The sequence below is a fragment of the Cupriavidus sp. 8B genome, from assembly GCF_054589115.1.
The window spans coordinates 47,393-61,322 of record NZ_BAAILO010000099.1; the positions used below are offsets into that span (position 1 = coordinate 47,393).

The window sequence follows — 13,930 nt, forward strand, 5'->3', positions numbered from 1 at the left end:
GGACAACATGCTTGGTCACGCTCTACTCCTGGCTTGCGAGGGGGGGCGATGCGCGGCGCATCTGGCACCACGGCATCCTCCTATTGCGTCCGGCCAGTACCGGGTCGAATGCGAACGCGCTGGGTTCATGGGGGTTCGATGCCGATACGCAGCCAGCGCACGCGCAGACTGACCGCTCCCCTGCCTGCCGAACCGCCTGGCGGGCGCTAGGCGCTACGAATGAATGCACGCACTTGCGGGTATATGCTCTCGCGCCAACGGCTGCCGGCAAAGATGCCATAGTGCCCGCAGCCTGCAGCGACAATATGTTGCTTGCGCCCGTCCGCGATACCGGTGCACAGTTCGTGCGCGGCCGCGGTCTGGCCAGCCCCTGAAATGTCGTCCAGTTCGCCTTCGATGGTCAGCAGGGAGGTGGCCGTGATGTCCTGCGGCCGAACCGGCATGCCGTCGATCTCCCAGTTGCCGTTTGCGAGCCGGAACTCCTGAAAGACGTCACGAATCGAATCGAGGTAATACTCGGCGGCCATATCGAGCACCGCGTTGTATTCATCGTAGAAGCGCACGTGCGCTTGCGCGTCGTCTGCGGCGCCCTCGACCAGGCTTAGGTAATAGTCGTAGTGCGACATCAGGTGACGGTCGGGATTCATCGCCACAAAGCCAGCATGCTGCAGGAAGCCCGGATAGACCTTGCGGCCGTGTCCTGGGTAGTTCGCCGGCACCGTGTGGATCAGATGATTCTCGAACCACGCGAACGACCTCTCCCTGGCCAGGGAATTCACTGCGGTGGGACTGCGGCGCGCGTCGATCGGGCCACCCATCATGGTCATGGTCTTGGGCGTCTTCTCGCCAGCGGAGGCCAGCAGGGAAATGGCCGCGAGCACCGGCACCGTGGGTTGGCTCACCGACACCACATGCAGGTTCTCGGCGCCGACGTGGCGGATGAATGCCTGGATGTAATGGATGTAGTCAGCCAGATGGAAGGCGCCGTGCTCAAGCGGCACCATGCGGGCATCGATCCAGTCGGTCACATAGACCTTATGGTCCTGCAGCAAGGTCTTCACGGTGTCGCGCAGCAGCGTGGCGTGGTGGCCCGATAACGGCGCGCACACCAGCACCACCGGCTCGTTCTTGAGCTGCCTGATGATCTCAGGATCGTCCGCATAGCGCTTGAAGCGCACCAGCCTGCAGAATGGCTTCTCGAGAATCGTCTGCTCGATGATAGGGATCTCGCGGCCATTGGAGCGGACCGACTTGATATCGAAGGCCGGTTTCTCATAGGCCTTGCCGAGCCGGTACAGCAGTTCGTAGCCGGCCGCCAGCCGAGTAGCGCCGGGTAGAAGGGAAAGCGGACTCGACGGATTGGTCAAGGTCTTGGCCGTTGCCTGCGCCCACGCGGTGAGTGGCTGTAACAACGAGCGCTGAAATTCATGCAACTGGTAAAGCATATTGATTTCCCGGTCGGACAGACTGGCCTGAAGCTAGATTGAAGATTACCCGCGAGGAAGCCCAGTGTGTCTGCAGCAATAGGCGCTAGCACACAGAAGGCAACGGAAAAGGCAAGGGAAACGGCAATGACGTTATTTTGCAATCACGCGGCTGCCCACTTCCCTTGCCTGCCCTTTACCCCTATTCACTCTCCCCCTGCAGCAGATCCAGTCGAAGCTGCTTCTTGTCGATTTTCCCGACACTGGTCTTCGGGATCTCGGAAACAAAGACGATCCGCTGCGGATCCGGCACGGCATACCGGCTGATGCGCCTGGTTTCCACGTGGCGCTCCAGGTGACGGCGAATCTGCTCGACAGTCAGTGCGCTGTCGTCGACGCATACCGCGGCCATTGGCCGCTCGCCCCATTTGTCGTCCGGCACCCCGATCACCGCGCATTCACGCACGCCGGGCATCTCGCAGATCAGGTTTTCGACCTCGATCGAGGACACCCACTCGCCGCCGGTCTTGATGACGTCCTTGAGACGATCCACCACCTGTACGTAGCCGTCCGGGCGCATGACCGCCACATCCTGGGTATGCAGGTATCCACCGGCCCAGAGTGCCTCCGATGCGTCGGGCTGGCCAAGGTAGGACAGCGTCAGGTACGGCGAGCGCAGCACGATTTCCCCTTGCGTCTTGCCGTCGCGCGGCACATCGCGCATCTCGTTGTCGACCACGCGGAAATCCACCAGGGGAATCGGCCTGCCGGTCATGCAGCGCATGCGAACGCTCTCATCGATATCGTCGGGAGCGCCTCCGGGCGGGAATTGCGACAGCGCGACAATTGGCCCCGTCTCCGACATGCCATAGCCGGCGAACACATCGATGCCTTGCGTGACAGCGGCTTTGCAAAGCGAGGCCGATAGCGCGGAGCCGCCGATGATCATCTTCCATCCGCTAAGATCCGTCTGCTGCTCGCCGGCCTTTTGCAGCAGCATCTGGAGAATGGTGGGCACGCAATGGGAAAAGGTCACCTTCTCCGCCTTGCGCAGGCGTAGCAGGTTCTCCGGCAAGTAGCGCCCTGGGAGCACGATCTTGAGGCCGAGCATGACGGCAACGTAGGGCATGCCCCACGCCAGCACATGGAACATGGGCGTGATGGGCATATAGACGTCTTCACGGTGAAGCCGCTGGCCATCGCGCGGAGCACACAGCGTGGTCGCCGTGGCGAGCGTATGCAAGACAATCTGGCGGTGGCTGTAGCTCACGCCTTTCGGATCGCCAGTGGTGCCCGTCGTATAGAAGATAGCCGCCGTGGTCCTCTCGTCGAAATCCCGGAATGCAAACTCGGCCGGTGCCTGGTCGATCAGTGCCTCGTATTCCCCCGCGACCGGCAGGCTGATCTCCCTCAGCGCCTGACCATCTGCTATCACGATGATCTTGCGAAGGTAGCGCAATTCCGAGCGTATCTGCTCCACCAGGGGCAGGAAGTCGGCATGGACCAGGGCTAGATCGGCACCCGAGTCGTTCAGCGTATAGGCAATCTGCTTGGGAGAGATGCGCACGTTAACCGTGAAGAGCCTCGCGCCCATCATAGGGATGGCGAAATAGCTCTCCAGGTAGCGGTGGCTGTCCCAATCCATGACCGCAACGGTCGACCCTTGTACGACGCCCTGTGCATCCAGTGCGCAGGCAAGCCGCCCGACACGCTGGCGGAACTCGCTGAAGGTAAAGCGCCGCTCCCCGCAGTAATTGATCTCCTGGCTGCCATAGAGGCTGACCGAATTCAGAAGCAGTTGCCCAACAAGCAACGGATAGTCATAGGCGGATGGAGTTGCCGACGCATGGCGCGCGGACGGTTCAAATGCTTGCATAGGAAGTCTCCGTGTAGTGTTTGTGAGTAGCATGCTCCGCCAGCGATGCGACGTCCGTCCTTTGTGAACGTCGCGCGCCGGCCTGATGCGCTGGATTCTGCCCTAGTCCCACTCCGCATCCCCCCCCAAGGCAGGGGGGCGATGCCACGGGCGCCAGGGTAAGAATGCTGGCAAGCGGCTGTTGGGCTTGGTGTGCGTTGCGCACGTTTTTGCGTTTCTTGCAGTACGCAGCCACCAAGCCAGGGCCGCTATCAACAACAAGGAGACACTCGTGGAATGCATCAAGTGGTTTGACCGGGGCGGTCGTGCACTCATGGCCGCAGGCACCGTGGTCCTGTGCCTCGCTGGCCAGCAGGCCGGCGCCGAAACCTGGCCTGCCAAGCCGGTTCGCATCGTCACAGCTGCGCCCGCGGGCGGCACCGCCGACATGCTCGCCCGTAGCCTGGCTGACGGGCTGACCAGGCAACTTGGCCAACCCTTTATCGTCGACTCCAAGCCGGGTGGCTTCGGCGCCATTGCAGTGCAAGACATGCTGGCAGCGCCGCATGACGGCTATACGCTACTGGTCATCCAGGACGGTATTGCATCCGAAGCCCCTTTCCTGGCCAAGCAGCGGTTCGACCCCTTCAAGGACATCAAGCCGGTTGCGGAACTGGCGCGCGGCGGATTAGTGCTCGTCGGCAATCCCGCCTTGCCCGCCAAGACTCTTGGCGAACTGATCTCCTATGTCAAAGCCCATCCCGCCTCGGTCAACTATGCGTCCTACAGCACAGGCATGCTCGGGCATACCATGGGTCTGCAGTTGAATCAGCTTGCCGGCATCGACATGAGCCATGTGGGCTACAAGGGATCTCCGCCGGCGTTGCAGGATGTGATGGGAGGGCATGTCCCCCTGACGTTCGATGGGACAGCGACTTCGCTGCCGCTCATCAAGGCTGGCAAACTCCGCGCCTTCGCCGTCAGTTCGCCGAAGCGCCTTGCGACGCTCCCGCAGGTACCTACGTTCACCGAACTTGGCTACCCTGCGCTTAACCAGCTCGCATGGATCGGCGTCTGGGTAGCACCTGACGTGCCCGAAGCGATCCAGGACCGCTTGCGTGCGGCAACCCGCAAGGTGCTTGAATCGGCATCGGTACGGGATCGCATTGCCGAACTCGGCCTGGACGTTGGGGTTCCCAGGAGCCAGGCTGAACTGGGCGCCTCGCTGCGCACGGCGCACGATCGTCAGGGCGCACTGCTAAAGGCGATTGACTTCAAGCCTGACTAGCCACAGCCGCTCGTACACAATACCGCTAGCCAGGAACGCTTGCCCATGAACACGCCAAACACAAGCATGGATCTTGATGCCGAGCCTGACAATCGTGCTGTCATTCCCGCTACACGTCGCGCAGCAGGCCTAGCAGTTGCGCCCTGCGCACGATCTGCTTGCGCGTGCCGGCATCGAGCTTGGCGGACAGATTCTTCAGGTGCCATTTGACGGTCTCTTGCCCGATGCCCATGGCAAGCGCGATTTCCTTGTTGGCAAGGTGCCGGGCCAGCAGTTCCAGGACATTGCGCTCTTTCGGCGTCAGCACCATGCTGGGCGCCGCGCGCGGCCCGTCTGCGCCAGTCGCGGCGAGGGGACGTGCCGCCGGCGCCGGCGTGGCGGGATCAAGACGCCGGGCAGCTGTGGATTCAGTCTCGATATCGCGCGCCCAGTCCGCCAGCGCGGGATGGACGTCGCGTACGCCGCGCGTCACCCCGTATGCCTCCAGCAGGTTCATGGCTTCACGCAGCAAGGCAAGGCTCTTCTCCCCGCAGCGGTCCATGGCCAGCGCCCGCAGCGCCATGATCTCGATGCGCACGACCTCGCGCTTCATCGCCTCGGCCCCTGCCTCCGCCCGCGTCAGCTGCTGCTGCGCCGCGCGCCAGTCCTGCTCGGCAATGCACGTATAGGCATGCGCCAGATCCTGGAGCAGGACCAGGTTGCGCTGCCGGATCGGAGACTCGGGCGCGGCGTTGTCTGCAACGATCTCATCGATGCGCCGCCGCAGGGTCCGGCACGTCTCGGAGCGAAAACGCCCGCTATGCAGCCGCAACTGCTCTGTCAGGCTGGCCACGCACAGCCTGGGCAGGTTGCGGGCAATGCCAACCGCATACATGGTCTCGAGCAGGTCGAGAGCGCGATGCTCGACGCCCCTGGCGGCGGCGATGCGGGCCGCCGTGCGGTAAGCCAGCAGCACCGTGTCCGGCGTCCCGCCACGCTCCAGGACATCCAGGCGATTGGCCAGCAGCGCTGCCGCTTCGTCTATCTGGTCCCGCGCATAAGCGGCGGCGGCCAGCAAGCCGGCGATCATGCAGGAAAACGGGTGGCGCCGGCCCAACTCTTCGTCGGCGCGGGCCAGTGCCGGGCGCAGCGTGCGCTCCGCCAATAGCACCTGTCCCTCGAACAGGTACCCCAGCCCGATGATGTAATCGCGCCAGCGGATCACATAACGGTAGGCAAGACTGGCGTCGCCGCGCGGCGCGTTCTGTTCGTAACGGCGCGCCTTGGCATACTCCCCTGCCGTCAGCGCGCGCACGGCCAGGCGGTTGGCATGCGCCTGCTGCAGCCACGCATCGTTGACGGGTGGTGCCTCCCCCCAGCGATCGAACAGTGCCGCGACGCGGTCCGGCTCGTCCGCGTAGTAGGCCGCGGCGCTCAGGATCAGGTCGATCTCGTAGCGCATGGCATCGTCCGGCGTCGCATGGCGCAGGATTTGCCGCACTTGCGCCTCGGCCTGCTGGTGGCGCTCGCTCAGCGCCAGCGCCCATGCCGCCGCCAGGCGCAGGCGTGGATGCCGGTCCAGCTCGGGCTCGGGCAGCCATTCGAGCCATTCGAGCACGGCGGACAACTGGCCGCGCGTGGCGGCGTCATGCAGGCAGCGCTGCGCCAGCCCATAGGCAGTCTCGCGCTGGCCGCTGGCGAGCGCGTGGCGCGCGGCAGCCTCGGTCATGCCATGATCGGCAAGCCAGTGCATCGCACGATCGTGCATCCCGGCGAGTTCCTGAGCCGGGAGGTCCGCCAGCCGGGTGCGCAGCGCATCGCGTGCCATCGCATGCAGGCGGAACCACTCGCCATGCTGGTCCGAGACGACAAACAGCGGCGTGTCACGCATCAGACGCTGCAAGCGCTCCTGCGCATCCGGCAACCCCGTCACGGCGTGGCAAAGATCGGCATGCAGCAGCTCAACGATCGAGATGCGCGTCAGGAACCCGGTATCCGCATCGGAGAGCCTGGCGAGCAGCGCGGTAACGAAGTGTTCTCGCATGCCTCCGGTACTGCTGGCGAAGGCATCAATGGCGGCAACGGGATCAGGAGCATGGGTGATTGCCGCCAGCGCGAGTTGCAGGCCGAGCGGCCAGCCCTCGGTCACGTCATGCAACCTGGCGCAGGCGTCGGCCTCCACGCTAGTCTCAAAATGCCTGCCGATCAGCGCGATCGTCTCGTCCAGGCGGAAACGCAGCAAGCCGGTATCGACTTTCACGCACTGGCCATATGGGCCCAGCCGCTCCACGACCGTGTCGAAGCCGCCGCGGGCCGCCACCACGATGCGCAGGTTGGATGGCAAGTTGTTAAGCAGGTAGATCAGCGCATCGCGGCTGGCGTCCGGCAGCCGCTCGGCCTCATCCAGTATGAGAACGACATCCAGCGCAAGGTGGGCAACCTCGCCCAGCCATGCCGTGAACCCCTCCAACGGTCCATCGGTCGCCCTCTCTCCTTCCAGCAGCCGTCCGCCGAATGCAGCACGCCCGCAGCCTGAGCGAATCGCGCTCGTGAGGCTCATCAGCAACCGGCGGGGATCGTTGCCCTCATCCAGAGACACCCAGGCCACGGCGCTGCCGCGCATGATGTATTCGCGGTGCCACTGGATCAGCAGGGATGTCTTGCCGAAGCCGGCAGGCGCTTGCACGATCGTCACGGGCCGGTCAACGAACCGCTCGCTATCCGAACGCAGGCGCGACCGCGCTAGCAGGTGGCGCGGTGCGCGCGGTGGACTGGTCTTGAGCAGCAGTTCCGATGCTGTGATGCCAGTGCCACTGGTGGGATTTGTCATCAAGTAAGCCCGGCAGGCTATGCCGATCAAGTGGGTTGAGCGTATCCGGCGGGTCAGCCGAAGCGCACGGCCAATGCCGCGGATTATAGCCACGCCGGGTGCATTGCTGGTCGCTCTCAGGGATATCCCTGTGCCCTATCCCCCCCGCTGCTGGGGGGAGCCCCCCACCGGCGCGCTCCTACCATTCAATCCACAATCAGGACGATCAAACAAGGGACGCAATGCCTGCAGCCGACAACCCAATCGCTACGACGCCCGGCGTCCATGCACCAACGTCGCCCTAACCCGCCCTGCCCCGCTCTAACCCGAAACCGGCCCAGACCATGTTCCGCCATCTGTTCGTCCCTGTCGACCCCCGCGACCACGACGCCAAAGCAACGCTGCAAGCGATCGCACTGGCCCGCAGCCACGGTGCGCGCATCAGCTTCCGGCATGCGCAGGATAGCTGTACGCGCGGCCAGTCGCAGGTCCGCGAGGCGCTGGTCCGGGCAGATGCGGCGGCACGTGCGCAGGGCGTAGCGAGCACGTTCGCCAGTCTCGTTGCCGAACATCCGGCGCGGGCCTTGCTGGCCGCGGCGGACCAGGCCGGTTGCGACGCGATTGTCCTCGCCCATGGCGCGGGGGATCTCGCCGAGCCGGCGTCACCTGCCAGGGACATACTGATGCATGCCCGCATTCCGGTGCTATCGATCGGGGCTGCTTGCGCACCCGCGCCCATTGCGGCAATCGATTTGCTGCACAACGCGTACAGCCGCCTGGCGACGCTGCTGGACGCCTGGCTGCGCCTCGTCGAAGCGCCGCCGGTGGCGGGCGCGCCGATTGTCGCGGCTCCCATGCTGGCAGCCGTCGAATATGTGCACCAGACGATTCATCCGCTGCAACGGCGCAAGGAGGCCACGTTGTTTCGCCGCCTGAGCCAGCGCAGCGAAGCCCTGCGCGCAGAACTGGAAGAGCTGTCCCGCCAGCATTTGCGCCAAGAGAATCTGCTTGACGACCTTGCCGTGCAAGTGGAGCAAGCCGCTGCCAGCGCGTCCGCATTTACCGCGCTCGCCCGGGTGGTCGAGCAGTATGCCCGCCTGGTATGGGAGTACAGGGGCCGCGAAGAAGGCGTGGTATTGCCGGCGGCGCGCCACTACCTCACTCAGGCCGATTGGGATGCGCTGCATGTCGCGCTGACCCAGGCCGTCGATCACCGCGCCGGGATTCGCTCCGACGCCACGTTTGCACAGCTGCTGGCCGCGCTTGCCCCAGCCGCACCGCCGGATGCCTGAACGCATCCCGGCGGATCACCGCTAAACCGAATCAACCACATACTGAATATAACGAGGAGGAGTCAACATGCCACACGCCATTCGAATCCATGAAACCGGCGGCCCGGAAGTCTTGCAATGGGAAGAGGTCGCCGTGGGTGATCCGGGTCCCGGGCAGGTGCGCTTGCGCCATGAAGCCGTTGGCCTGAACTTTGCGGACACCTACTTTCGCTCGGGCTTGTACCCGATGCCACTGCCGGCCGGCATGGGCGTTGAAGCCGCCGGCGTGGTCGAGGCCGTCGGGGCCGGCGTCAGCCAGGTCGCGGTGGGCGATCGCGTCACCTATACGGGCTTTCTGAATACGCTCGGCGCGTACAGCACCGAACGCCTGATCCCGGCTGCGGCGCTGATCAAGCTGCCCGCCGGCATCGCCTGCGAGACAGCAGCCGCCATGACCATGCGCGGCCTGACTTGCGCCTACCTGATGCGCCGCATCTACGCTTTCAAGCCCAACGACACCATCCTGCTGCACGCCGCCGCCGGCGGGGTCGGCCTGATCGTCTCGCAATGGGCGAAGCTGCTCGGCCTCACCGTGATCGGCACCGTGTCGAGCGAGGCCAAGGCGGCCGTCGCCCGCGCCCACGGCTGCGACCACATCATCGACTACAGCCGTGAGGACGTGGCCAAGCGCGTGCGCGAACTGACCGACGGCGTCGGCGTCAGCGTGGTCTTCGACAGCGTCGGCAAGGACACCTTCGAGGCTTCGCTGGATTCGCTCAAGCGCCGCGGCCTGATGGTCTGCGTGGGCACCGCCTCGGGCCCGATCCCGCCGTTCAACCCGCAATTGCTGGCAATGAAAGGGTCGCTCTACCTGACCCGCCCGGCACTGGCCGACTACATCGCCGATCCCGCCGAAAAGAAAGAACTGGCGGATGAACTGTTCGCCCATGTCGCGGCCGGCCGCATCCGGATTGAAATCAACCAGCGCTACGCCCTGCAGGACGCGGCACAAGCCCATCGGGACCTGGAGTCGCGCAAGACCACCGGATCCTCGATTTTCGCGGTCTAGGAGGGCATCATGCGTGTCGAACAATTGACTTGCGCCATCGGCGCCGAGTTGACCGGCGTCAAGCTGGCCGATGCCATCCACGATGGCGACCTGTTTGCGCAGATCCGGTCTGCGCTCATCCGGCACCGCGTGGTGTTCCTGCGCGGCCAGGACATGACGCGCGCCGAACACGTCGCCTTTGCGCGCCTCTTTGGCGAGCTGGAAGACCACCCGGTAGCCGGCAGCGACCCCGATCATCCCGGCCTGGTGCGGATCTACAAGAATCCGGATCAGCCGAACGATCGCTACGAGAACGCGTGGCACTCGGATGCCACCTGGCGCCCAGCCCCGCCCCTCGGCTGCGTACTGCGCTGCGTGGAGTGCCCACCGGTAGGCGGCGACACCATGTGGGCAAACATGGTCCTGGCCTATGAAAACCTGCCCGACCACATCAAGAGCCAGATCGCCGACCTGCGCGCGCGCCACAGCATCGAAGCCAGCTTCGGCGCCGCCATGCCGATCGAGAAGCGCCTTGCGCTGAAGGCCCAGTTCCCGGATGCCGAGCACCCGGTCGTGCGCACCCACCCGGAGACCGGCGAGAAGGTGCTGTTCGTGAATGGCTTCACCACGCACCTCACCAACTTCCACACGCCGCAGCGTGTTCGCTACGGCCAGGACGGAAATCCGGGCGCTAGCCTGCTGCTCAACTACCTGATCAGCCAGGCCAATATCCCCGAGTACCAGGTGCGCTGGCGCTGGCAGCCCAATAGCGTGGCGATCTGGGACAACCGCTCGACCCAGCACTACGCCGTCATGGATTACCCGCCCTGCCATCGCAAGATGGAGCGCGCCGGAATTATTGGCAACACCACGTTTTAGGCAGTCAACAGGCTTAGCGCAATTGAATCTGCCCCAATCCGACAAGGAGTAACAAATGCAATTTCTCGACGATTCCCTGCATCCCGAAAACCAGGACAAAGTAGTCATCACCGTGGCGCCCTACGGCCCCGAGTGGATGCCGGCGGATTTCCCCGAAGACATTCCGGTGACCATGGAAGAACAGGTGCAGAAGGCCGTTGACTGCTACAACGCGGGGGCCACGGTGCTGCACCTGCACGTACGCGAACTCGATGGCAAGGGCTCCAAGCGCCTGTCCAAGTTCAATGAGCTGATCGCCGGCGTGCGCGCCGCGGTGCCCGACATGATCATCCAGGTCGGTGGCTCGATCTCGTTTGCGCCGGAAGACGACGGCCAGGCCGCCAAGTGGCTGTCGGACGATACGCGCCACATGCTGGCTGACCTTGACCCCAAGCCGGATCAAGTGACGGTAGCCATCAATACGACGCAAATGAACATCATGGAGCTGCTCTATCCGGAATACCTGGAGGGCACCTCGCTGGCCAACCCGGCTTTCCAGGCCGCCTACAGCGAAATGACCGTGCCGGCCGGCCCTGCCTGGGTCGAGGAGCACCTGAGGCGCCTGCAGGCCTCCGGCATCCAGCCGCATTTCCAGTTGACGGGCATCCATGCGCTCGAAACGCTTGAGCGCCTGGTGCGCAAGGGCGTATACACGGGACCGCTGAACCTGACCTGGATCGGTATCGGTGGCGGCTTCGACGGTCCGAATCCGTTCAATTTCATCAACTTCGTCCATCGCGCGCCGGATGGTTGCACGCTGACCGCCGAATCGCTGTTGAAGAACGTCCTGCCGTTCAACATGATGGCCATGGCGATGGGCCTGCACCCGCGCTGCGGCATCGAGGACACCATCATCGACCAGCATGGCAAGCGCATGACCTCGGTGCAGCAGATCGAGCAGTGCGTGCGCGTCGCCCGCGAACTCGGCCGCGAAGTGGCCAACGGCAAGGAAGCGCGCGAGATCTACAAGATCGGCGTGCAGTACAAGGATGCCGACGAAACCCTGGCAGTGCATGGCATGGCGCCCAACCGCAAACCGGGCCAGGTGAACCTGCCCTTGCGCGCAGCCTGACGCCAGCCTGGGCAAGCGGGTGGGCGAAGATGCCCGTCCGCTTGCCACAGACCGCAAAATCTGCGCCTCATTCGCGACACCATAGCGGCATCAGACCGCAGGAGACTTTCATGGGACAGTACCTTTCCGAGACCGCCCCCGCGGACACGGATCTCACCGCCAAGCCGGCACGCTCGCATGCCTACGCGTGGCTGGTATTCGCCCTTATCTTTGCGCTCCTGCTGTCCGACTACATGTCGCGGCAGGTGCTGAATGCCGTCTTTCCTCACCTGCGGCTCGAGTGGGGCCTGTCCGACGCCAAGCTCGGCTCCCTCAGCGGCATCGTCGCGCTGATGGTCGGGCTGTTCACGGTCCCGTTCTCGCTGGTGGCCGATCGCTGGGGCCGCGTCAAGAGCCTGGCCCTGATGGCGCTGCTCTGGAGCTGCGGCACGCTGGCATGCGCGCTCTCCGCCAGCTACGGGCATATGCTGGCCGCCCGCTTTTTCGTCGGCATTGGCGAGGCTGCCTATGGCAGCGTCGGGCTGGCCGTGATCCTGAGCATCTTCCCGCCGTCCATGCGTGCCACCCTGACCGGCGCCTTTACTTCCGGCGGCATGTTCGGCGCGGTGCTCGGCATGGGGCTGGGCGGCGTCGTGGCGGCGCGCTTCGGCTGGCGCACGGCGTTTATGGCCATGGCCGTATTCGGCCTGGTCGTCGTGCTGATCTACTGCGTGACCGTTACCGAAGGCAGGCTCGCGCGCCGTGCGGCGGGGGCACCGGCCACGCGCCGTGCCGCGGTGCCAGGCCATGCGCGTACGCCCTTGCTGGCGACATTGCGTGGGCTCTTCTGGGCACCATCGCTGGTATGCGCCTATGTCGGCAGCGGCCTGCAGTTGTTCATCGCTTACGCGATCATGGCCTGGATGCCAAGCTACCTGAACCGTTACTACGACATGCCAGCCGACAAGGCCGCTCTGCTCGCCGCGGGGCTGCTGATCGTCAGCGGCGTTGGCATGACCTTGTGCGGGATGCTGACGGACTGGGCAAGCCGCAAGGCACCGGGCCGCAAGCTAACGCTCGCGATCACCTTCTGCCTCGTATCGTGCGTGCTGCTGTTGGCGGGCTTCCGCCTGCCGCCGGGTAGCGCGCAGTTGCTGCTGATCGCTTGCGGCTTGCTGCTGGCAATGGGTACCTGGGGCCCGGCCGGCGCCATGGTGGCGAATCTCACCCGCCCCACGACCCACGCAACCGCGCTGGCGATGCTGACGCTGGCCAACAACCTCCTTGGTGCCGCGCCTGCGCCCTACCTGACGGGCGTGCTCGCCGACAGGATCGGCTTGCTGGGTGCCCTGCAGTGGATTCCGCTGATGTCCCTGGGCGCTGCGGCGGTGTTCTTCATTGCCCGGTCGCGCTACCTGCGGGACCTGCGGCTTGCCGAGTCGCGCAATGAAGCGGACAACGCCGGAACCTGAGCCCTCCGACAATTCCTTTATCCGTTGAGTAGACAAGATGCATCACATGGAAATGCCCCCGATCGTCATCGTTCCCGGACTGCGCGAGCACGTGCCGGAACACTGGCAGACCTTGCTGGCCGAGAAACTGCGCACCGCCGGGCGGCAGGTCTGCATCGTGCCCCCGCTGGAGCACGACAAACTTGACTGCGCCGTGCGCGTCGCGGCCCTGGAACGCACGCTGGCGAGCCTGCGGGAGCCGGCCTTGCTGGTGGCCCACAGTGCCGGCGTCATGATTACGGTGCACTGGGCGCGCCGTTCCGCGCGCCCGGTACGCGGCGCCTTGCTGGCCGCGCCGCCCGACTTCGATCATCCGCTGCCCGACGGCTATCCGGACCAGGATGCGCTGCGCCTGAACGGCTGGACGCCGGCACCGCGCACAACATTGCGCTTCCCGAGCATCGTAGCGGCCAGCCGCAACGATCCGCTCAGCCGCTTCGAGGAAGCCGCAGGCTTCGCCCGTGCATGGGGCAGCCAGCTGGTCGACCTGGGTAACGTAGGTCATCTCAACCCCGCCTCGGGATATGGCGAGTGGCCACGTGCCGAGTCGTTGCTTAGGGAGCTAGCCGAACTGTCCGGGCAGGAACCGCGCAAGGACTGACAGGCCAGCCCCCCCCGATCGCCAGCGTACGTCAAGCCGGATCTCTCGCTTAGTTTCGGCTCGTTCGGCATACAATTATGCCTCTTTTGAATTTCAAGTGGGTGGTATCGTGGGCGGATTCCAGGTAAAGAAGAACACAAGCGATGCACAGCAAACTGTTTGAAGCAGCCCTTGG

The 13,930-nt window shown here is 64.7% G+C and carries 10 protein-coding genes; 7 read left to right on the forward strand and 3 right to left on the reverse strand.

Annotation, left to right across the window (positions count from 1 at the left end):
* Positions 1–206: 206 nt before the first annotated feature.
* Both ACYP5B_RS10385 and ACYP5B_RS10390 read right to left on the reverse strand, forming a co-directional pair.
* Positions 207–1,445 carry a polyhydroxyalkanoate depolymerase gene (locus ACYP5B_RS10385; RefSeq protein ID WP_400093354.1) on the reverse strand — a complete coding sequence of 413 codons (1,239 nt, stop codon included), beginning with the start codon at positions 1,443–1,445 and terminating at the stop codon, positions 207–209.
* Between the two features lie 181 nt (positions 1,446–1,626).
* A complete protein-coding gene (locus ACYP5B_RS10390; protein ID WP_400093356.1) occupies positions 1,627–3,300 on the reverse strand; it encodes a fatty acid--CoA ligase in 1,674 nt (557 codons plus the stop codon).
* Positions 3,301–3,571: 271 nt separating this feature from the next.
* Between ACYP5B_RS10390 and ACYP5B_RS10395 the strand changes: the two genes are divergently transcribed.
* Positions 3,572–4,567, forward strand: coding sequence for a Bug family tripartite tricarboxylate transporter substrate binding protein (locus tag ACYP5B_RS10395; protein ID WP_459569525.1), 996 nt, complete (start codon positions 3,572–3,574; stop codon positions 4,565–4,567).
* Positions 4,568–4,676: 109 nt separating this feature from the next.
* Here the strand turns inward: ACYP5B_RS10395 and ACYP5B_RS10400 are convergent, their stop codons facing one another.
* A complete protein-coding gene (locus tag ACYP5B_RS10400) occupies positions 4,677–7,376 on the reverse strand; it encodes a LuxR C-terminal-related transcriptional regulator (protein WP_459569527.1) in 2,700 nt (899 codons plus the stop codon).
* 323 nt (positions 7,377–7,699) lie between these two features.
* Between ACYP5B_RS10400 and ACYP5B_RS10405 the strand changes: the two genes are divergently transcribed.
* From ACYP5B_RS10405 to ACYP5B_RS10430, 6 genes are all read left to right on the forward strand, one after another.
* On the forward strand, positions 7,700–8,647 hold the full coding sequence (locus tag ACYP5B_RS10405; RefSeq protein ID WP_459569528.1) for a universal stress protein: 948 nt from the start codon (positions 7,700–7,702) through the stop codon (positions 8,645–8,647).
* A gap of 67 nt (positions 8,648–8,714) precedes the next feature.
* Complete coding sequence (locus ACYP5B_RS10410) at positions 8,715–9,695, forward strand: quinone oxidoreductase family protein (protein WP_459569529.1); 981 nt, start codon at positions 8,715–8,717, stop codon at positions 9,693–9,695.
* Positions 9,696–9,704: 9 nt separating this feature from the next.
* On the forward strand, positions 9,705–10,553 hold the full coding sequence (locus ACYP5B_RS10415; RefSeq protein WP_459569530.1) for a TauD/TfdA dioxygenase family protein: 849 nt from the start codon (positions 9,705–9,707) through the stop codon (positions 10,551–10,553).
* Between the two features lie 55 nt (positions 10,554–10,608).
* Positions 10,609–11,664: a beta-keto acid cleavage family enzyme gene (locus tag ACYP5B_RS10420; RefSeq protein WP_400093365.1), complete on the forward strand. Its 1,056-nt coding sequence runs from the start codon at positions 10,609–10,611 to the stop codon at positions 11,662–11,664.
* Between the two features lie 110 nt (positions 11,665–11,774).
* A complete protein-coding gene (locus ACYP5B_RS10425) occupies positions 11,775–13,115 on the forward strand; it encodes an MFS transporter (protein ID WP_400093367.1) in 1,341 nt (446 codons plus the stop codon).
* 37 nt (positions 13,116–13,152) lie between these two features.
* Positions 13,153–13,755, forward strand: coding sequence for an RBBP9/YdeN family alpha/beta hydrolase (locus ACYP5B_RS10430; protein ID WP_459569531.1), 603 nt, complete (start codon positions 13,153–13,155; stop codon positions 13,753–13,755).
* The last annotated feature ends 175 nt before the right edge of the window (positions 13,756–13,930 follow it).